This is a genomic window from Sphingomonas sp. MMS12-HWE2-04 (assembly GCF_044881185.1).
In the GTDB taxonomy this organism is placed as follows: Bacteria; Pseudomonadota; Alphaproteobacteria; order Sphingomonadales; family Sphingomonadaceae; genus Sphingomonas.
In genome coordinates, this window is record NZ_CP173254.1 from 1,100,110 (window position 1) to 1,119,522 (window position 19,413).

The window sequence follows — 19,413 nt, forward strand, 5'->3', positions numbered from 1 at the left end:
TTCGACAGGGGAAAGCATTTCGGTCATGCAACTTCCCTAGTACCCGCGGCGCGGAAGTGCCAACCCCCGCGCAACGGCTTCGATCCCGCTGGACCGCCCGCCTTGCGGCAGGTAACGCCGCGCCGATGCCGGTCCCTGAGCCCCTTCGCCGTTCGCAGTCCTGGCTCGTCACCGAACTACGCGATCATCCGGTACGCTTTGTGTTTGCGGTGGGCGCGATCTTCACGCTGGCGCTGGTCAACGTGAAGCTGTTTGCAGGCGCGGGGCCGTGGTGGCGCGGCTGGGCGGACCAAAAGGCGTATCTCGCCTCTGCGCGCGGCTTCGCGGCGCTGGATTTGGATCCGGCGCTGCACTGGTATCCTTTGATCTACCCATTGCTGGGAGCGCCGTTCGCCTGGCTGGCGGCGCCGTTCGTTCCGGCCAACATCGCCTGTTTCGGGCTGGCTTTCTTGGGGTTCCGGCGGGTCTGCGCGCGGTTCGATGTGAGCGGTGGCGCTGCGGCGCTGTTGTTTCTAGCTGCGACCCTGCTCGATCCGCGGATCGGCAAGCTATGGGTCGAGCCGTGGACGACGACCTTATCTGCGGCGTTGATGTGGCTCGGCTTCGGGGCGCTCGCCGACCTGCTGTTCGGAGAACGGATCTCCGTGGGGCGTGCCGCGCTGCTCGGCATAGTGTTGATGCTGATCCCGCTCGTGCGCCCCGCCGATGTGCTGGTATCGGCCGTGATTAGCCTCTTTGCGCTGGTGCCACTGCTGCGCCAGCATCGCCTGCTGCCGGTGATGGGCGCCGGGGCGGCAATGCTCGCCGGCAATGCGCTGCTTTACCTGGCAGTCTACGGCGCCCGCCTCTCCGACTATATCGTGCTGTCGCGCGATTATGGGTTCACTTTCGCCGATCTCGGCTGGAAGGCCGTGGTGCTGCTCGTCGCGCCCGAGCCATGGTTTCCGGGAGCGAAAGGCATGCTCGGGGGCATGCCATGGCTGCTGCTCGGTGCCGCGGGACTGGCGTTGGCGTTGCTGCGGCTGGCCGGGCAGCAAGCGCGGCTGATGCTAGCGCTGCTGCTGGCGGCGCTCGTCTACACAATCGTGATGCTCGCCTATGTCGATCTGCTGCCGAGCGGTTTATGGCGCTTCAACAACGTCCACTATTTCAAATGGCTGTTTCCGCTATTTGCGCTGGGCGTGTTGCTGCTGGTCCGGCTCGGCGCGAAGCGGCGCGGGCTGGCACTTGTAGTGCTTGCGGCGCTCGTGTTGCCGACCTGCCTTCGCTTCGATGCGGTGGAGACCGTCGGGCCGGCGCGTGCGCTTCGCTTCACCAGTCCAGCCGTGGAATGGGCGCCAGTCTACACCGCGCGCTCGGCGATCTCGGACGATAGCGGGAGCCAGCGCAATTATTTCGACTATCACCAGATGCTAAGCGCCGATGGCAGCGTCATCGCCGTCGCGCTCAAGCGGCCCTTCGCGGGAAGCGTGCTTTGGTATGGCGCGGCGCCGACCCAAGTCGCACATTGGCCGGTGGGAAGCCCCGCCACGGATGTCGCATTGCCGGGACGCTGGCCGCGCGCGCCGGCCAAGCGGCTCGAGGCGCGGCTCGTGTTCGGCATGCCGTGCTGGCTGCCGGGCGCCTGTCAAACCTTGGCGGAGTAGATCATCCGGCCGGGGCCGAGACGTTCGAACACTTTGGCGAGATCCTGCTGGCCGACCGCGAAGCAGCCCTGGCTGCGGCCGAGCTTGCCGTGCTTGGCGATCATGTCGGGGTTCGAATACCACGCCGAGTGGATCACGATCGCGCGATCGAGCGCGTTGTTGTTGGTCGGGTCGAGCCCGAGCAGCCGCTGCGAATCGCCGTGCTTGCCGACATAATAATCGGCAGTGAGGAAGGCGCCTTCGCAGGTCGCTTCCGAATTGGGCTGGTTGGAGAAGCGCTGGAGCAGCCCGGTGTGCTCGGGATCCGAGCCGATGCCGTGCGCGACGAGGAAGGTCTCGACCTGGCCGTTGCCCATGTTGACGAGGTGGAAGCGGCGCTGCGACGACGAGGCGGCGAAATCGGCGATGGCGATGCGATCGTGCGAGGGGACGCGCATCGAATGGCGATTGAGCGCGGCGACGGCGCGCTTGAACAGCTCGGGACGGACCCCGGCCGGCGCGCTCGCGCTCCGCGCTGCGACGACGGGTGCCGCGGGGACCGGCGGAACGTGCGGCAGCGGAACCGGCGCGGCAGGTGCCGCAGCGACACGCACGGTGCTAGAAACGCACGAAGAAAGCGCGGCGCCACCGGCCACCATCAGCGCCGACCGAAGCAGCGCGCGGCGGCTATGCGCCATTTCAAGACTATCGATCACTATGCCCAATACCCGCTAACGACCCGATGGCTTCTTTTACCAGAGCCTTACTCACTATGGGGTGAACAGATTGATTTTGCTTGGCAGTTCGGCGCAAGTGCTACCCGGTTCACCGAGTTTGCGGCGGAATCGCGGAACGATCAGCCGTCTGTCGGTAACCAATAGGTGATTCGGCGACGGCACCAAATCGGGTTAACGTCGTTCAGCAAGTGGCCGGCAAACGCCGGAATCACGCTGCGTTTGGGGGTTTTGAGACGATGATCACCGGCGTCCGCGCCCTTTTTCTGGCGGCCATGCTTGCGGTGCAGAGCGCGCCGGCGCTGGCCCAGAGTGATTCCAGCCAGCCGGCAGTGCCCAAGCTCAAGAACGGCCAGTTCGTGTGGCTCGAGCAGCCCGAACTGATCGCCGCGAGCACCGCAGCCGCACCGGTTTCGATCGTCATCGGCATCGCCGAGCAGCGCGCTTATGTATTCCGCGGCGGGCGACTGATCGGCGCGACCAGCGTTTCGACGGGCTCGTCGGGGCGCGAGACGCCTACGGGCGAGTTCACTATCCTTCAGAAGAAGGAGTTCCACCGTTCGAACCTCTATAGCGACGCGCCGATGCCCTATATGCAGCGGCTGACCTGGGACGGGATCGCGCTGCATGCCGGGCATCTGCCGGGCTATCCGGCGTCGCATGGCTGCATCCGGCTGCCGGCGAAATTCGCCAAGCAGCTTTATGACCTGACCGCGCTGGGCGGCACGGTGACGATTGCCGAGGCGGTCTACGACATGCCCGAAATCTACGCGCCGCTACCAAGCGCAGACCCAGGGCCGACGCTCACCGCCGAGACGCGCGACCTGGGCGGCGGTGCGTTCGACGTGCTGACGATGTCGGCCGAGACCGCGGATCCTGCGTTGCGGTCCGCCTCCTGGGTTGCCGGCAGTCCGAAGACTGCGCAGCCAGCCGCGCGCGGCGCCAACTGAAAATCGCTACAGGGCTGTAACATCCGCGCGGTATAGCTGCGCGCGATGACGATGGCTTTCGACGATGCAGCACAACGGCTGGTGGAAACCGGCCGACGTCTCGATGCGCGCGGCTGGGCGCCGGCGACCGCAGGCAATTATTCGGTGCGACTCGACGACGGCAGCTTCGCAGTGACGATCTCGGGGCGTCACAAGGGGCGGCTCACTCCCGCTGACATTATGCGCATCGACGCTGAGGGACGCGGGCTGACGGCGGGCGAGCCCTCCGCCGAGACGGCGCTGCACCTTGCGGTCTATCGCCGGTTCCCCGACGTGGAGGCGGTGCTTCACGGCCATTCCCCCGAAGCCGTCGGCCTGAGCCGCGCGACCGAGGCGTCCGAATGGATCTTTGCCGGGCATGAGATGCTCAAGATATTTCCCGGCATCGCTACGCACGAGGCACAGGTCCGGCTGCCGATCGTCGACAACAGCCAGGACATGCGCGTGATCGACGCCGCGGTGGGGCCGGCGTTGCTCGCTGCCGATGCTGCGCCGGCGTATCTGATCCGCAGCCATGGGCTTTATGCCTGGGGCGCCGATCTCGATGAGGCCGAGCGCGTGTTCGAAGGCGTCGAATGGCTGATCGCGGCGGAACTGGCCGAGCTGGGCTTTAGAAAGGGGTGGAGCGCGTGACGCACCTGCGAGTTTATTTTGCCGATCGTCCCGACACGCCGCTTGCCGATACGCGCGACGCGAGCGGGATCGCCGCCCTGCTCGCGCCGCTGGGCGTGCGCTTCGAGCAATGGCCGTCGCGCGCACTTCCCGAAGGGGCAGGGCAGGACGCCGTGCTTGCCGCCTTCGCTCCCGAGGTCGAGCGACTCAAGGCCGAGAAGGGCTATCGCTCGGTCGATGTAATCCGCATGGTGCCCGACCATCCCGACAAGGCCGCGCTGCGCAGAAAATTCCTCTCCGAGCACCGCCACGCCGAGGACGAAGTGCGCTTCTTCGTCGAGGGCGCTGGGCTCTTCACGCTGCGCGATCAGGACCGGGTCTACGCCGTTCTCTGCGAGCAGGGCGACCTGATCTCGGTGCCCGCGGGGACGCGCCATTGGTTCGACATGGGACCTTCGCCGCGCTTCACTGCGATCCGGCTGTTCATCGATCCAGACGGTTGGGTCGCCAATTTCACCGGCGACGCGATTGCCGAGCGCTTTCCGCGGCACGAGCCTGTGCAAGGCCAGGGCGGGTGACCGAGTCCGCCGCCATCCTGCTCGATATCGAAGGGACGACGAGCAGCATCGCGTTCGTTGCCGACGAACTTTTTCCCTATGCTGCCAAGCATCTGGCGGACTTCGTTGCGAGCAATTCCGAAACCGTCGCGCCGATCCTGGCACAGGTGCCGGGCGACGATCCGGTGGCGACCCTGCTCGCCTGGATCAAGGACGACCGCAAGGAAACCCCGCTCAAGACGCTGCAGGGGCTGATCTGGGCACAGGGCTATGCCGAGGGCATGCTCAAGGGGCATGTCTATCCCGACACGCCCGAGGCGTTGCGCCGCTGGCACGCGGCTGGGCTGCCGGTCTATATCTATTCCTCGGGCTCGATCGCGGCGCAGAAGCTGATCTTCGGCCATTCGATCGTCGGCGACCTGACGCCGCTTCTGTCGGGCTATTTCGACACCACCACCGGGCCGAAACGCGACAGCGATTCCTATACGAAGATCGTCGATGCGCTTGATATGGCACCATCGGCCGTGCTTTTCGTCTCGGACCTTCCGGCGGAGGTCGATGCCGCACGTGAGGCCGGACTGCAGGCGCTGCTGATCGACCGCGGGGGACAGGGCGGGGACGTCCATAGCCTGGCGGAAGTGCTGCCATGATCCTCGAAGGCGCGCACACCCGCTCGATCTGCCGGACCGAGGCCGGAATCCGTATCCTCGACCAGCGCCAGCTTCCGTGGGAAGTGCGCTGGGTCGAGCTGCGCAGCGCCGAGGAGGCGGCGACGGCGATCCGCGAGATGTGGACGCGCGGCGCTCCGATGATCGGGGCGACGGCGGCCTATGGGCTGGCGATGGCTCTGGCCGAGGATGCATCAGATGCCGGGATGGACGGGGCTTATCGCCTGCTGATCGAGACGCGACCGACGGCGATCAACCTGCGATGGGCCCTCGACACCGTGCGCAATGCCGTCGCGGAATTGCCCGCAAGCGAGCGTGCCGCAACAGCGTTCGTCCGGGCGGATGCGATCTGCGACGAGGATGCGGCATTGTGCTGCGCAATCGGCGAACATGGCCTCGCCCTGCTCCGCGATCTCCACGCGCAGCATCCGGATCGCCCGCTCAACATTCTCACCCATTGCAATGCCGGCTGGCTGGCGACGGTCGATTACGGCACCGCTACGGCGCCGATCTATCTCGCGCACGATGCCGGCTTGCCCGTGCATGTCTGGGTCGACGAGACACGGCCGCGCAACCAAGGCGCGCTGCTCACGGCGTTCGAACTGCGCAACCACGGCGTGCCGCACACGGTGATTGCCGACAATGCCGGCGGGCTGTTGATGATGCAGGGCAAGGTCGACGCGGTGATCGTCGGCACCGATCGCGTCACCGCCAATGGCGATGTCTGCAACAAGATCGGCACCTATCTGAAGGCGCTGGCGGCCGCCGATAATGGCGTGCCCTTCTATGTCGCGCTGCCCTATACGACCTTCGATCCGAGCACCGCGACCGGCGCCGACGTGCCGATCGAGGAGCGCAGTGCCGACGAACTCACCCAATTGCGGGGCCCGAGCGAAAGCGGGTTCGCGACGGTGCGAGTCACCAACTCGCCCGCCGCGAACCCTGCCTTCGACGTGACACCGGCGCGCCTGGTGACGGGGTACATCACCGAGCGCGGGGTGCTCGACCGGGTTTAATTGCCCTTGGTCTCGACGGTGGTGGTGGTCGTCGTGCGCGCCGCCGGGGCAGTCGCCGGCTTCTTGGTGGTGCGCTTCACCACGGTCTTCTTGCTCGAATAGGAGCGGACCGGCGCGCTGGTCGTGGTGGTGACGGTCGTGCTCAATTCCTTGGCGGCGAGGGCCTGGGCCTGGGCAGCGGCGGCTTCCTGCTGCGCGGCGGCGGCCTGCTGATTCGCCATCGCCGCCTGGTTCTGTGCCTGGGCGGCGCTGGCTTCGGCCGCAGCGCGCTGCTCGCGTTCGGCGGCAGCGTCGGCTGCCGCGGAATTGGCTGCGGCCTCGGCGGCTACCGCGCGCTCACGCTCGCTCGATGCCTGGGCGGTCTTGTTGCGCACCGCTTCGGCAAGGGCCTGGTCGGCGAGCCCCGAGGCGCGATGGGCCTCGTTGATCGTCGAATCGCGGTGGTCGCGGGCGAGCTGGTCTTGAGCCACGCGCAGCGATTCCTGCGCGCGCGCCAGCGCCTCGGGGGCATAGGTCGACGCGCCGGCCGTTTGAGCGGCATCGACCTTGGCAGTGGCCTCGGTCACTGCGGTGCGCGCGCGGTCGATACGGCTTTGCGCCAGCGCCGGGGTGGCGACGAGCAGCGCCGAGATCGCAGCGCCCTGCAGAATTTGGTTGAACATCTTCATCGTCTTGCAACTCCAGTTAATCCCGCGGCACGGCGAACGTGCATCGCTTGACCTAGTTGCTGGCTCGGCGACGAACCGAGCCGCACTATCGGCGAAGCGTGTTCGCTGCGGCGATCCGGTCGATCGCCGCGTCGAGTGTCGCGTTTTCCTTGACGAAGCAGAAGCGCACGACGTGCGACACCGGTTCCTCGGCGTAGAAAGCGGAGACGGGAATCGCCGCGACTCCCGCATCGTCGATCAGCCGATCGCAGAAGGTCGTGTCGTCGACGGTGACGCCCGAGGCCGCCAAGTCGACCGAAAGGAAATAGGTCGCCGCGCTGGGCAAGACTGCGAAGCCCGCGCTGGCCAGCCCAGCGGCGAGGCGGTCGCGTCCGGCCTGGAAGCGGCTGCGCGCCTGCTGGACCCAGTCATCCTGCGTGGCCAGGCCCTCGGCGACGGCCCATTGCAGATTGGGCGGGGTGGTGAAGGTGAGGAACTGATGCGCCTTGGCAAGCCCGCGCACCAGGGGCGGAGCGGCGCACATCCAGCCGACCTTGAAGCCGGTGAGCGCAAAGATCTTGCCCGCGCTGCCGATCTTGACGGTGCGATCGCGCATGCCGGGAAAGCCGATCAGCGGCAAATGGCGTGCGCCGTCGAAAGTGACATGCTCCCAGACCTCGTCGCAGATCGCGATCAGATCATGCGCCACGCAGAAATCGGCGATCGTCGCGAGTTCGGCCGCGCTGCACATCGTCGCGGCGGGGTTGAGCGGGTTGTTGAGCAGCAGGAGCTTGGTCTTTGCGGTGATCGCCGCTTCGAGTGCGGCGGAGTCGATCCGCCAACCCGGCGGCTCGAGCCGAACGAAGCGGGGAATGCCGCCCGCCTGGCGGATCAGCGGCACATAGGCATCGTAGAGCGGCTGGAAGCAGAGCACTTCGTCGCCCGGCTCGATCAGCGCGAACAGCGCTGCCGCCAGCGCCTCGGTCGCCCCCGAGGTGACGATGACTTCCTCGGCCACGAGGTCGAGGCCCTGATGGCGGAGATAATGGTCGGCCACCGCCTGGCGGAGTTCGGGCAGGCCGGGCATCGGCGGATATTGGTTCGACTTTTCCAGCACCGCACGCGCCGCCGCCTGCAGCACCGCATCGGGCCCGCGGCCATCGGCAAAGCCCTGGCCGAGATTGATCGCGCCGGTTTCCCGCGCGCGTGCCGACATGGCCTCGAAGATCGTGGTGCCCATCCGGGCGTAGAGCGGGTTCATCGCAATCGCTTGTGCATTGCTGACGAAGCGGGTTGCAAGGGGACACGCAACCGCCGCATTAGCGCGATCGTTAAGCATGGCATCGAAGAAGGAAGACCATGACCAAGACGCCGCCCGTTCCGCACGAGAACCAGTCGCCCTATCCGATCGAGGAAGCGCCGCACGAGCACGCGCATGACGGCGAAGGCGAGGCGATCCATGCCGCCAAGCAGATTGCCGAGGCCAAGAAGCGCTGGTCGCCCGACAAGCGCCAGATCGGCATGGGTGCTGCAATCGGCGTCGGCTCGGCGGCGATCGTCGCGGGCCTGCTGTTCTGGCGGGGCAACCACCGCGGCAAGTGAGCCGCCGGCGCTTCGGCGCCAGGGCCTCAGATGTGCCGTTTCTCGAGCTTCCGCGCGAGCGTGCGCCGGTGCATGCCGAGCCGCCGCGCAGTCTCGGAGATGTTGAACCCGGTCTCCGCCAGCGTCTGGTGGATGCGCTCCCATTCGAGCGTCTTGATCGAGGTCGGGCGCGCGGCGAGTTCGGTATCGGTGTCGCCGTCGACGCGGGCGAACGCCGCTTCGATGTCGTCGCTATTGGCGGGCTTGGTGAGATAGTTGGTCGCGCCGAGCTTGATCGCCTCGACAGCGGTGGCGATGCTCGCGAAGCCGGTGAGGACGACGATCCGCGTGGCGGCATCGGCATCGTGCAGCGTCTTGATGCAGCCGAGCCCCGAGGCGCCTTCCAGCCGCAGATCGACTACGGCGTGGTCGGGCTTGAACCCCACGAGCAGGGCATCGAGCGCGGCAGGATCCCTTGCCGTCTCTACCACATAGCCGCGCCGTTCGAAGGAGCGCCGCAGCGTCCGCGCGAACGCCTCGTCATCCTCGACGATCACCAGCCGCCGCTCAGCCACGTGCGCTCTCCATCGCCAGCGAGGAGAGGGGAAGGGTGAGGGTCACTTCGGCGCCCCCGCCCGGTCGATTATGCGCGGCGACGCTGCCGCCGAGCTTGCGCAGCACATTGACCGCGAGGAACAGGCCGAGCCCGCCGCCGCGCTTGCCCTTGCTGGTCTGATAAGGCTTGCCGAGCGTCTCGAGCATCTCGACCGGGAAGCCGCTGCCGTCGTCCTCCAAAGTGAGAACCAGCGCATCGTCGCGCCGCTCGGCCGAAAGCGTCATCGCACGCGCGCTGGCCTCGAGCGAATTGTCGAGCACATTGCCGATCACCTGGGCCAGCGAACGGTCGGCGATGATGGCCATGTCACTGCCCAGCCGATCGACGAAGCGCAGGACGTTGGGATGGAGCGCGTCCCAGCCCGAGGCGACGTCGCGGACGAAGGTGCGCAGCGTCGTCGGGGCAGGCGTGTCGCCGAGCACTTCGCCCGAGGCGTAGAGGATGCCCTTCACGATCGCCTTGCAGCGCAGCACCTCGGCCTGCATCTCCTCGAGCTCGCCTGAAAGCCGCGAATCGGCGGCGATCGGCGCCTCCTGCTTCCAGTCGGCAAGGATCACCGCGAGCGAGGAGAGGGGCGTGCCAAGCTCGTGCGCCGCGCCCGAGGCGAGCAGGCCCATGCGGACGATATGGTCCTCCTCGGCGGCGCGCTGGCGCATCTGGGCGAGATAAGCGTCGCGATCGCGCAAGTTGCGGCTGATCCGGGTGAGGAACTGGACGAGCAGCACCGCGGCAAGGAGGAAATTGAGCCACAGCGCGAAGATGTGCGGCGGCGACAGCGTGATCGCGAGCGCGGGCGGCAGGTCGAGCGGGCGCGACGAGATTGCCAGCAGACCGAATAGCGTTCCCGCCGCGCCGACCAGCGCCCAGCTCGACCAGACGTCGAGCAGCAGCGCGCCGAGTACGACCTGGAGCAGATAGAGCGAGATGAACGGATTGGTGACGCCGCCGCTGAGGTAGAGCTGCATCGAAAGCGCGGCGACATCGAACAACAGCGATAGAAACAGCTCGCTATTGCCCATGTCGCGCACCCGCATCGTTGCGCGCGTGACGAGGTTGAGCGCGACCAGCGCGGTGAGCACGCCAAGCATCGGCACCAGCGGCAGCTTGACGCCGAGGACGAGGTGGACGCTGAGGATTGTCACGGCCTGGCCGGCGACCGCGAGCCACCGGAGCTGCATCAGCAGCAGCATGTTGCGTCGCCCTGCCGTTTCGGCGCGGCCAGGCTGGGCGAACGGGCCGGGAGGGATGGGCGTGAACGGCATTCTTCGTCGGCCCTAGCCCCGAGGGCGGCGGCGCACCAGCCAGACAAGCACGCCGCCGAGCATCGCCGCCATCGCGAACCAGGTGAGCGCGTAGACAAGATGGTTGTTGGCGAAGCGCACCACGGTGAGCCCCCCGCGCGGCCATTCCTCGCTCGACACCGCATCGGCGTCGATGAAATAGGGAGCGACCGGACCCAGCTTCTTCGCCGACGCGATCGCAGCGACGTCGCGCGAATACCAGCGATTGGCGTTGGGCTGGTTGGCGCGCAGGAAGCCGCCATGCGGTTCGCTGACGCGGAGCAGCCCGGCCACGGTGACCGGTGCTTTGGGCGGGGCGTCGCGCTCCTCGATTTCGCGCATTTCGGTGGGGACGAAGCCGCGATTGACCAGCACGATGAAGCCGCGGTCGCTGCGCAGCGGGGTCAGCACCCAATAGCCGCTGCCGAAATCGGTGACGGCCTGCACCAGCGTATCGCGATCGGGCAGGTAACTACCGTGGAGGGTTACACGGAGATAGGCATCACCGGTGCCGACCCGCGGCCAGACCTCTGGGCTGGGGGCGGGGACGGGGGCGGCGGCCAGGCGGTGCTCGACCTGGTCGATCAGCGCCAGTTTCCAGGTTCGGCGCTGGAGCTGCCAGACGCCGAGCGCGACCAGCCCGGCGATCAGCGCAAGCAGGGCCAGCGCGAGCAGTGCCCGCGCTGGCCGCAACCTGCTCACATGCCGCTCATTTCGCCCTGCGCAGCGGCCTCGGTGGGGGGCGCCATGTGGGGCATCATGTTTTGGTTCATGTGGTACATCACCCAGAGCGAGCCGGCGAGCGTGATGACCACGATGACGATGGTGAAGATCGCCGCGAGCAGGTTCCAGCCGCCTTCCGACTTGGCGTCGAGATGGAGGAAGAACACCATGTGGACGAGGATCTGCACTACCGCGAGGGCAATGATGATCGCCGCGGTCCAGCCCGGCGATACGCTGCCGGTCATCACCAGCCAGAACGGAATCGCGGTGAGGACGACCGACAGGCCGAAGCCGATCAGATAGCCCTTGAGCGAGCCATGCGCGGCATGGACGTCGTGGTCGCCATGGCCATGCGTTTCATGGCCGACAGTGTGGTTGGCGCTCATCGCAGGACCCCAAGCAGATAGACGAAGGTGAAGACGCCGATCCAGATGACGTCGAGGAAATGCCAGAACAGCGACAGGCACATCAGCCGGCGCTTGTTGGCCGGGATCAGCCCCTTGCGGCCGACCTGCACCATCAGCGTCACCAGCCAGATGATGCCGCAGGTGACGTGAAGCCCGTGTGTGCCGACCAGCGTGAAGAAGGACGACAGGAACGCGCTGCGCTGCGGGCCCGCGCCTTCATGGATCAGGTTGGCAAATTCATAGAGCTCGATGCCGAGGAATGCCGCGCCGAACAGGCCCGTGATGCCCAGCCAGAGCAGCGTCTGCGCCTTGTTGCCGCGCTCCATCACCAGCATGGCGAAGCCATAGGTGATCGACGAGAACAACAGCATCGAGGTGTTGAGCGCCACCAGCGGCAGCTCGAAGATCTCCTTGGGCGACGGGCCGCCGGCATAGGCGGTCCCGTAGACCCCGTAGCAGGCGAACAGCACTGCGAAGATCAGGCAGTCGCTCATCAGATAGAGCCAGAAGCCGAGCAGCGTGCTGCCGCCCGCTTCATGGTCATGCTCGTCGGCGAGGTAGAAGACGGGCTGGCCGTCCTGGGTTGCTTCCATGGTGGTGCTGCTCATCGCATCAGGCTCCCGCGCTCGCGAGAAGGCGGGTGCGCTTCTCCTCGGTCTCGATCACCGTCTCCACGGGGATGTGATAGTCGCGGTCATAGTTGAAGGTGTGGAAGATCGCCGCGCCGAGGATCGCGACAAAGGCGATCGCCGCGAGCCACCAGATATACCAGATCATCGCGAAGCCGAACACGACCGACAGCCCGGCCAGGATGATCCCGGTGCCGGTGTTCTTCGGCATGTGGATCGCCCGGAAGCCGCTGAGCGGACGCTGATAGTTGCGTGCCTTCATATCGGCCCAGGTATCGAGATCGTGGACCACCGGTGTGAACGCGAAATTATATTCCGGCGGCGGCGACGACGTCGCCCATTCCAGCGTGCGGCCACCCCAGGGATCGCCGGTCGTGTCGGCGAGCGCCTCGCGGTTGCGGAAGCTGACGAAGATCTGGACGAGGAAGGCGGCGATGCCGACTGCGATGATCGCGGCGCCGATCGCAGCGATCACGAAATAGATCTGCAGGCTGGGATCGTCGAAGTGCCGCAGGCGGCGCGTGATGCCCATCAGGCCCAGAATGTAGAGCGGCGTGAATGCCACCCAGTAGCCGATCACCCAGCCCCAGAAGGACACCAGCCCCCAGAACCGATCGAGCTTGAAGCCGAATGCCTTGGGGAACCAGTAGTTGATCCCCGCAAACAGCCCGAACACCACGCCGCCGATGATCACGTTGTGGAAGTGCGCGACGAGGAACAGCGAGTTGTGCAGGACGAAGTCCGCCGGCGGCACCGCCAGCAGCACGCCGGTCATCCCGCCGACGACGAAGGTCAGCATGAACGCGATGGTCCACAGCATCGGCAGTTCGAAGCGGATGCGGCCGCGATACATCGTGAACAGCCAGTTGAAGATCTTCGCGCCCGTCGGGATCGAGATGATCATCGTCGTGATGCCGAAGAAGCTGTTGACGCTGGCGCCCGAGCCCATCGTGAAGAAGTGGTGCAGCCACACCAGGTACGACAGGATGGTGATGACCACCGTGGCGTAGACCATCGAGGTGTAGCCGAACAGGCGCTTGCCGCAGAAGGTCGAGGTGACTTCGGAATAGATGCCGAACACCGGCAGGATCAGGATGTAGACCTCCGGGTGACCCCAGATCCAGATCAGGTTCACATACATCATGGGGTTGCCGCCCATGGTGTTGGTGAAGAAGTTGGTGCCCATGTAGCGATCGAGGCTGAGCAGCGCGAGAACGGCGGTCAGCACCGGGAAGGCGGCGACGATGAGCACGTTGGTGCACAGCGACGTCCAGGTAAACACCGGCATCTTCATCATCGACATGCCTGGCGCGCGCATCTTCACGATCGTCGCGATCAGGTTGACGCCCGAGAGCAGCGTGCCGATGCCGGCGATCTGGAGCGACCATATGTAATAGTCGACGCCGACATCGGGCGAGTAATCGAGCCCCGAGAGCGGCGCCATCGCCAGCCAGCCGGTGCGCGCGAACTCGCCGACGAACAGCGAGGCCATCACCAGCACCGCGCCGGCGGTGGTCATCCAGAAGCTGAAATTGTTGAGGAAGGGGAAGGCGACGTCGCGCGCGCCGATCTGGAGCGGGATGATGTAGTTCATCAGCCCGGTGACCAGCGGCATCGCCACGAAGAAGATCATGATCACGCCATGGGCGGTGAAGACCTGATCGAAATGGTGGGCGGGAAGATATCCCTCGTTCGCGCCGAACGACATTGCCTGCTGCGCGCGCATCATGATCGCGTCCGCGAAGCCGCGCAGCAGCATGATCACGCCCAGGATCATGTACATGATCCCGATCTTCTTGTGATCGATGCTGGTGAACCACTCCTTCCAGAGATAGCCCCAGAGGCGGTATTTGGTGATCACGCCGAGCATCGCGATGCCGCCCAGCGCAACACCGGCGAAGGTGACGAGCAGGATCGGCTCGTGCAGCGGGATCAACTCGAGCGACAGCCGCCCGAAGATCGTCTTGAGGAGAGTCTCGTTCATTGCATTGGCCTCAGGACGCGGCGACGGGCGTGGCGCCCGGCCGGGCCGGAACCTGGTTCCGGGTCATGTTGCGATTGGCGGGGCTGCCGGGATCGGTCTTGCCCGGTGCTGCCTCGGGGTGATGCGGGGCGTTGCGGTGGGGCGAGACGTCATGCTCGCGCGGCGACTGCATCATCCCGCCTTCGGGCTCGCCCGGCAGCGCGGGCACGTTGTTCACCGGCGGATGGCTGCCGGGCTCGCGTGCCATGTCATGGTGCATCATCGCGCTCATGCAGGTCTGGCCCGGCTGGACGCACATCTGGACGATGCGGTCGAACAGACCCGGGGCGACCGTGGCATAGCGGATCACCGGAACGCTTTCGGTCGGCTTTTCCAGCTTGGTATATTCGGCCACGTCGAGCGTCGCGCCGGCGCCGCGCTGGGCCGCGGCCCAGCGATCGAACCCGGCCGCATCGACGCCATAGACCTTGAAGTGCATGCCCGAGAAGCCGGCGCCGCTATAGTTGGACGAGATGCCGCCAAACGTGCCGGGCTTGTTGAGCACGGCGTGGAGCTTGGTCTCCATCCCCGGCATCGTGTAGATCATGCCGGCCAGCTCGGGGACGTAGAAGGCGTTCATCACGCTGCTCGAGGTCAGCCGGAAGCGGACCTGGCGATCGACGGGGAGCGCGAGCTCGTTGACCGTTGCAACGCCCTGTTCGGGATAGATGAACAGCCATTTCCAGTCGAGCGAGACGACCTGGATTTCGAGCGGCTTATCGTTCGCCGCGATCGGCTTGCCCGCCGCGATTCGCTCCAGCGGGCGATAGGGATCGAGCAAATGCGTGCTGATCCAGGTCACCGCGCCGAGCGCGATGATGATCAGCAGCGGCGCTGCCCAGATGACCAGCTCGAGCTGAGTCGAATGATCCCAGTCGGGATCGTAATCGGCCGCGCTCGCTTGGTTCGACTGGCGATATTTCCAGGCGAAGAAGATGGTGAGCGCCATCACCGGAATGATGATCAGCAGCATCAGCAGCGTGGAAATGATCACGAGATCACCCTGCTGACGCGCGACATCACCGGCAGCGTTGAACACCACCATGTTGCACCCGCTCAGTGTCAGCGGAAGCGCTGCAAAGGCGGCAAGAGCCCGGAAGCGGGCCGATCGGAGTATCGGAACGCGAATCATGCGGTGCCGCTATCGCTGCGCTGCAGCACGGGCCATTGGACATTTTGTCCTATCCCGCAGTGCAGCAAAGCCCGGTAAGGCGCCGCGAGCGCGTCGCGCCACCTTCTGCCGATTTGAACGTTGACGGCAGGACGCGTAAAGTCGCCTACCGGTTTCACAGGAATACAGCATGACTGCACAGGCCGCCTCCTCCACTCCGCTCGAACAGGACGCTCGCGTGGTCAACACGCATAGCGACCACAAGGTCCGTCCGAGCGAAATCGCGGTCGGCGTGGTCATCGGGCGAACCTCCGAGTTCTTCGATTTCTTCGTATACGCCATCGCATCGGTGATCGTCTTCCCCCAACTGGTATTTCCATATCTTGACCGGCTGACGGGGACGTTGTGGTCGTTCGGCATTTTCGCGCTTGCCTTCATCGCGCGCCCGATCGGGTCGCTGATCTTCATGTCGGTCGATCGCCGCTACGGCCGCGGCACCAAGCTTACGATCGCGCTGTTCCTGCTGGGAAGTTCGACCGTGGCAGTGGCCTTCCTGCCCAGCTACGCGCAGGTCGGCGGCGTCGCCGCAGCGCTGCTCGCAACCTTCCGGATCGGCCAGGGCATCGCGCTGGGCGGGGCCTGGGACGGCCTTGCCTCGCTGCTCGCGGTCAACGTCCAGGAAGGCAAGCGCGGCTGGTATGCGATGATCCCACAGCTCGGCGCACCCTTGGGGTTGATCGTTGCGAGCGCGCTGTTCGCGTTCTTCCTCGCCAATCTCTCGCCCGAGGATTTCCTGAGCTGGGGCTGGCGCTATCCCTTCTTCGTCGCCTTCGCGCTCAACGTCGTGGCGCTTTTCGCCCGCCTGCGCATGGTGGTGACGCCCGAATATACCGAGCTGTTCGACAATCGCGAACTCAACCCGACTCCGGTGGTTGCGACCGTCCGTAACGAAGGCCGCAACATCATCATCGGCGCGTTTGCAGCGCTGGCGAGCTTCGCGCTGTTCCACATGGTCACGGTGTTCCCACTCTCCTGGGTGTATCTCTACACCACCGAAGGGCTGGTCCGCTTCCTGACGATCGAGATCATCGCGGCGTTCATCGGCCTCGGCGCCGTCGTCCTGTCCGGCGTGCTCGCCGATCGGATCGGCCGCCGCTCGCTGCTCGGCTATACCGCTGCGGCAATCGCCGTGTTCAGCGGCTTCGCGCCGCAGCTGCTCGGCGCAGGACCGACGGGCGAGGCCGTGTTCATGGTGGTCGGCTTCATCCTGCTCGGCCTGTCGTTCGGCCAGTCCTCGGGCGCGGTGTCGAGCCAGTTCGACAAGGCGGCGCGCTATACCGGTGCGGCGCTGACCTCGGATCTCGCCTGGCTGTTCGGTGCCGGCTTCGCGCCGCTCGCCGCGCTGCTGCTGGCGAGCCATTTCGGGCTGATCGCCGCGGGCGCCTATCTGCTCTCGGGCGCGATCGCCACGCTGATTGCGCTGGGGATCAACAAGGAACTGGCCAAGCGGCTCGACTGATCTGGGCATGACGCCCTCGGTCCTGTTCGTCTGCCTCGGTAATATCTGCCGGTCGCCGCTTGCCGAAGCGGCGTTCCGCGCCGAGGCGGCGCGGCGCGGGCTCGATGTGGAGATCGACTCGGCGGGAACCGGCGGCTGGCACGCCGGCGACGCGCCCGATCGGCGCGCACAGGCAGTCGCCCGGCGGCACGGCATCGACATTTCCGGCCTGCGCGGGCGCCAGATCGAGGCGGGCGACTTCACCCGATTCACCCATATCCTCGCGCTCGATCCGCAGAATCTGCGCGATTTGCGCGCGGCCGAACCTTCCGATGCCACCGCCGAGCTCGGGCTGCTGCTCGATCTGGTGCCGGGTCGCGAAGGGCAGGCGGTGCGCGATCCCTATTATGACGGCCCCGAGGCGTTCGACGTAACCTGGGACGATGTTACCCTGGCAGCGCGCGCGCTGGCCGACCGGCTGGGCGGGTGACGGTTTCCCAGCGGTCGTTTGCCGCGCTCGATCGTCTCGCCGGCTGAGCGCGGCCTAGAAGTTCACGCCCAGCGACACATTGACGCTGCGCGGCGCGGCATAATAGGCCTGACCCCACATCAGGCTGCCGAGATACTGTTTGTCGGTGACGTTGCGCACATTCACCCGCGCGCGGACATGGTCGACGACGCGGATGCTGCCCATCAGATCGAGCACGGCATAGGCATCCTGCTTCACGATCACATCGCCGGTAACCATGCCATAATCCTGCACCAGGGAATTGGCATAGGTGATGGCGTTCTGCCAGCGCAGCTGCGCGCCGAGCTTGAGGTCGTTGAGCTGCGGCACCTCATAGGTCGTCGCGAGCTTGAGCGTGCGGTTGGGCAGCCAGCTGCGTGCGCGGTTGCCGTCCTCGTCCTCGATCTGGAAGCCGGTATAGCCGCCGCTGATCGACCAATTGTTGGTCACGCGGCCGGCCAACTCGACTTCGAAGCCCTTCGAAGTGGTATCGACGCCGGTGTAGAAGCTGTCGCCGGGACGGCAGGGATCGTCCTCGGTGCACACGCCGGCAAACGCTGCCAGGCCCTTCTGCTTGGCACGGAACAGCGAGGCGGTGGCGTAGAGGCGCCCGCCGAACCATTCGCTCTTGATGCCGCCTTCCAGACTGCTTCCCTGAGCGGGATCGAGCCGGGCGCCGCTGATGCCGATCTCGGTCTGCGGATTGAAGATGTCGGTATAGCTCGCATAGAGCGAGACGTTCGGCGTCACGTCGTACAACAGGGCAAGATAGGGGCTGACCTTGCTGTTCTTGCGCGACTGGTCCGAGCCATAGGAGCTGCCCGTCGTCTCGAGCCACATCGCGCTGGCGCCGACCACGGCCTTGAGCTGGTCCGAGAAATTGAGGTGCGCGGCGCCATAGGCTCGGGTCAACCTGTCGGAATAGTCGGCGGCGAGATATTCGCCGTCATAGCTGGCCGGCTCGGCGACCTGGACGCTGCCCCAATCCCACACCGGCGGGAACGCATCCGAGACGCTGGCAAAATTCTCCCACTCATGGACGTCGGAGCGTCCGGTCGAGACGCCGAAAGCAAGCTCGTGCTCGCGACCGAACAGCTTGAGCGGGCCGGAGGCGTAGAAGTCGCCGATATATTGGTCGTACACCGACGGGTACATGCCGACCGAGCTGACCGGACCGAGCCCGGTCTCGCGATCGGGATAGCCGAATGCATAAAGCAGCTTCGCGTCGTAGCTGATGCGGTTGTAGGTGAAGACGCCCTTGAGCGACCAGCCATTGTCGAAGCGATAGCCGAGCTCGCCAAAGGCGCTCTGGCTGAGCGTGTTCCAATAGGTCCAGTCGGCTGAGGTGGTCGCCGAAACCGGATAGTCGATCCGCGTGCCGTCGCTATAGGTCAGCGGCAGCGCCCCCCACATCACCCCGCTCGAATCATTGTCCTGCCGCGAATAGCCGACCGTCGCAGTGAAGTTCGGGGTCGCGTGCCAGCTGACGATGGCGCCGAGCACGTCGCGATTGACCTGGCGATAGTCGAGATAGGAATCGCTTTCCTCATGCGCATAGACCAGGCGCGCGGCCAGCGTGTCGGTGAACGGCACCGAGATGTCGCCCTCGGCGCGCCACTGGTTCCACGACCCCGCCTGGATCGAGGCGGAGGCCTGGAGCGTGTCGCCCGGGCGCTTGCGGACATAATTGATCGTCGCGGAAGGGTTGCCGACCCCGGTCATGATCGCATTGGCGCCGCGCACCGCCTCGACCTTGTCGAACAGCGCGGTGTCGAGATCGCCGAACTGGATGCCCGCGACCAGCGGCATGCCGATCCCGTCGACCTGGAAATTGGTGATGTCGAAGCCGCGGGAGTTGAAATAGGTGCGATCGGTCTCGACGCGCTCGACATTGATCCCCACGGTCTGGCTGAGGAGGTCGTTGACCGTATTGAGCTGAAAATCCTCGATCCGCTGGCGATCGATCACCGTGACCGACTGCGGCGTTTCCTTGAGCGTGAGCGAGAGGCCGGTGGCCGAGCCGCTGCGATCATTCACGCCATTGACGACGATTTCCTGGCTGCTCTTGGCATCCTGATCCTCGGGCTCATCCCTGGCCAGCGCAGGTACGGCAAAGAGCAGGGCGGCGAGGCTGGTCGACGCCAGAAGCGGACGAAGGCTGGGCATTTGGATCGTTTCCCCCAAGGAAC

Annotated in this window: 20 protein-coding genes; 9 read left to right on the top strand and 11 right to left on the bottom strand. The window is 65.8% G+C overall.

Features of this window, described 5'->3' with window-relative positions; translation table 11 throughout:
• Positions 1 to 125 precede the first annotated feature (125 nt).
• A complete protein-coding gene (locus AB2M62_RS04960) occupies positions 126 to 1,646 on the top strand; it encodes a hypothetical protein (protein WP_404338260.1) in 1,521 nt (506 codons plus the stop codon).
• On the opposite strand, the gene AB2M62_RS04965 is transcribed toward AB2M62_RS04960, so the two are convergent.
• Positions 1,628 to 2,323, bottom strand: coding sequence for a murein L,D-transpeptidase catalytic domain family protein (locus AB2M62_RS04965; protein ID WP_404339813.1), 696 nt, complete (start codon positions 2,321 to 2,323; stop codon positions 1,628 to 1,630). The genes AB2M62_RS04960 and AB2M62_RS04965 overlap by 19 nt on opposite strands.
• A 275-nt stretch (positions 2,324 to 2,598) precedes the next feature.
• Between AB2M62_RS04965 and AB2M62_RS04970 the strand changes: the two genes are divergently transcribed.
• From AB2M62_RS04970 to mtnA, 5 genes are read left to right on the top strand one after another with little or no spacing between them, the layout of a single operon-like run.
• A complete protein-coding gene (locus AB2M62_RS04970) occupies positions 2,599 to 3,309 on the top strand; it encodes a L,D-transpeptidase family protein (RefSeq protein WP_404338261.1) in 711 nt (236 codons plus the stop codon).
• A 45-nt stretch (positions 3,310 to 3,354) separates the two neighbouring features.
• On the top strand, positions 3,355 to 3,981 hold the full coding sequence (locus AB2M62_RS04975) for a methylthioribulose 1-phosphate dehydratase (protein WP_404338262.1): 627 nt from the start codon (positions 3,355 to 3,357) through the stop codon (positions 3,979 to 3,981).
• Positions 3,978 to 4,538 (top strand): 1,2-dihydroxy-3-keto-5-methylthiopentene dioxygenase, encoded by a 561-nt coding sequence (locus tag AB2M62_RS04980; RefSeq protein ID WP_404338263.1) that lies wholly within the window; start codon positions 3,978 to 3,980, stop codon positions 4,536 to 4,538. The genes AB2M62_RS04975 and AB2M62_RS04980 overlap by 4 nt, the downstream gene beginning before the upstream one ends.
• Positions 4,535 to 5,167: an acireductone synthase gene (gene mtnC / locus AB2M62_RS04985; RefSeq protein WP_404338264.1), complete on the top strand. Its 633-nt coding sequence runs from the start codon at positions 4,535 to 4,537 to the stop codon at positions 5,165 to 5,167. Before AB2M62_RS04980 ends, mtnC begins: the two co-directional genes overlap by 4 nt.
• Positions 5,164 to 6,201, top strand: a complete 1,038-nt coding sequence (gene mtnA / locus AB2M62_RS04990; protein ID WP_404338265.1) for an S-methyl-5-thioribose-1-phosphate isomerase — start codon at positions 5,164 to 5,166, stop codon at positions 6,199 to 6,201. The genes mtnC and mtnA overlap by 4 nt, the downstream gene beginning before the upstream one ends.
• Here mtnA and AB2M62_RS04995 read toward each other — a convergent pair.
• Entirely contained in the window at positions 6,198 to 6,863 is a 666-nt protein-coding gene (locus tag AB2M62_RS04995; protein ID WP_404338266.1) for a hypothetical protein, read from the bottom strand. The genes mtnA and AB2M62_RS04995 overlap by 4 nt on opposite strands.
• A 91-nt stretch (positions 6,864 to 6,954) precedes the next feature.
• Positions 6,955 to 8,109, bottom strand: coding sequence for an aminotransferase (locus tag AB2M62_RS05000; protein ID WP_404338267.1), 1,155 nt, complete (start codon positions 8,107 to 8,109; stop codon positions 6,955 to 6,957).
• 98 nt (positions 8,110 to 8,207) lie between these two features.
• On the opposite strand from AB2M62_RS05000, the gene AB2M62_RS05005 reads away from it, so the two are divergent.
• Positions 8,208 to 8,450 (top strand): hypothetical protein, encoded by a 243-nt coding sequence (locus tag AB2M62_RS05005; protein ID WP_404338268.1) that lies wholly within the window; start codon positions 8,208 to 8,210, stop codon positions 8,448 to 8,450.
• A 26-nt stretch (positions 8,451 to 8,476) separates the two neighbouring features.
• Here AB2M62_RS05005 and AB2M62_RS05010 read toward each other — a convergent pair whose 3' ends face one another.
• The 7 genes from AB2M62_RS05010 to cyoA are packed head-to-tail and all read right to left on the bottom strand — an operon-like array spanning position 8,477 to position 15,239.
• A complete protein-coding gene (locus AB2M62_RS05010) occupies positions 8,477 to 9,004 on the bottom strand; it encodes a response regulator transcription factor (RefSeq protein WP_404338269.1) in 528 nt (175 codons plus the stop codon).
• Positions 8,997 to 10,307: an ATP-binding protein gene (locus AB2M62_RS05015; protein WP_404338270.1), complete on the bottom strand. Its 1,311-nt coding sequence runs from the start codon at positions 10,305 to 10,307 to the stop codon at positions 8,997 to 8,999. Before AB2M62_RS05015 ends, AB2M62_RS05010 begins: the two co-directional genes overlap by 8 nt.
• Before the next feature lie 12 nt (positions 10,308 to 10,319).
• On the bottom strand, positions 10,320 to 11,018 hold the full coding sequence (locus AB2M62_RS05020; RefSeq protein ID WP_404339815.1) for an SURF1 family protein: 699 nt from the start codon (positions 11,016 to 11,018) through the stop codon (positions 10,320 to 10,322).
• Positions 11,019 to 11,023: 5 nt separating this feature from the next.
• Positions 11,024 to 11,434, bottom strand: a complete 411-nt coding sequence (gene cyoD, locus AB2M62_RS05025) for a cytochrome o ubiquinol oxidase subunit IV (protein ID WP_404338271.1) — start codon at positions 11,432 to 11,434, stop codon at positions 11,024 to 11,026.
• Positions 11,431 to 12,063, bottom strand: coding sequence for a cytochrome o ubiquinol oxidase subunit III (gene cyoC / locus AB2M62_RS05030; RefSeq protein ID WP_404338272.1), 633 nt, complete (start codon positions 12,061 to 12,063; stop codon positions 11,431 to 11,433). Before cyoC ends, cyoD begins: the two co-directional genes overlap by 4 nt.
• A gap of 4 nt (positions 12,064 to 12,067) precedes the next feature.
• On the bottom strand, positions 12,068 to 14,068 hold the full coding sequence (gene cyoB / locus AB2M62_RS05035; protein ID WP_404338273.1) for a cytochrome o ubiquinol oxidase subunit I: 2,001 nt from the start codon (positions 14,066 to 14,068) through the stop codon (positions 12,068 to 12,070).
• 10 nt (positions 14,069 to 14,078) lie between these two features.
• Positions 14,079 to 15,239, bottom strand: a complete 1,161-nt coding sequence (gene cyoA / locus AB2M62_RS05040; protein ID WP_404338274.1) for a ubiquinol oxidase subunit II — start codon at positions 15,237 to 15,239, stop codon at positions 14,079 to 14,081.
• Between the two features lie 169 nt (positions 15,240 to 15,408).
• On the opposite strand from cyoA, the gene AB2M62_RS05045 reads away from it, so the two are divergent.
• Together AB2M62_RS05045 and AB2M62_RS05050 are read left to right on the top strand one after the other, a co-directional pair.
• Complete coding sequence (locus AB2M62_RS05045) at positions 15,409 to 16,737, top strand: MFS transporter (RefSeq protein WP_404338275.1); 1,329 nt, start codon at positions 15,409 to 15,411, stop codon at positions 16,735 to 16,737.
• 7 nt (positions 16,738 to 16,744) lie between these two features.
• Positions 16,745 to 17,206 (top strand): low molecular weight protein-tyrosine-phosphatase, encoded by a 462-nt coding sequence (locus tag AB2M62_RS05050; protein ID WP_404338276.1) that lies wholly within the window; start codon positions 16,745 to 16,747, stop codon positions 17,204 to 17,206.
• A 54-nt stretch (positions 17,207 to 17,260) separates the two neighbouring features.
• Here the strand turns inward: AB2M62_RS05050 and AB2M62_RS05055 are convergent, their stop codons facing one another.
• Positions 17,261 to 19,390 (bottom strand): TonB-dependent siderophore receptor, encoded by a 2,130-nt coding sequence (locus AB2M62_RS05055; RefSeq protein WP_404338277.1) that lies wholly within the window; start codon positions 19,388 to 19,390, stop codon positions 17,261 to 17,263.
• Positions 19,391 to 19,413: the final 23 nt, after the last annotated feature.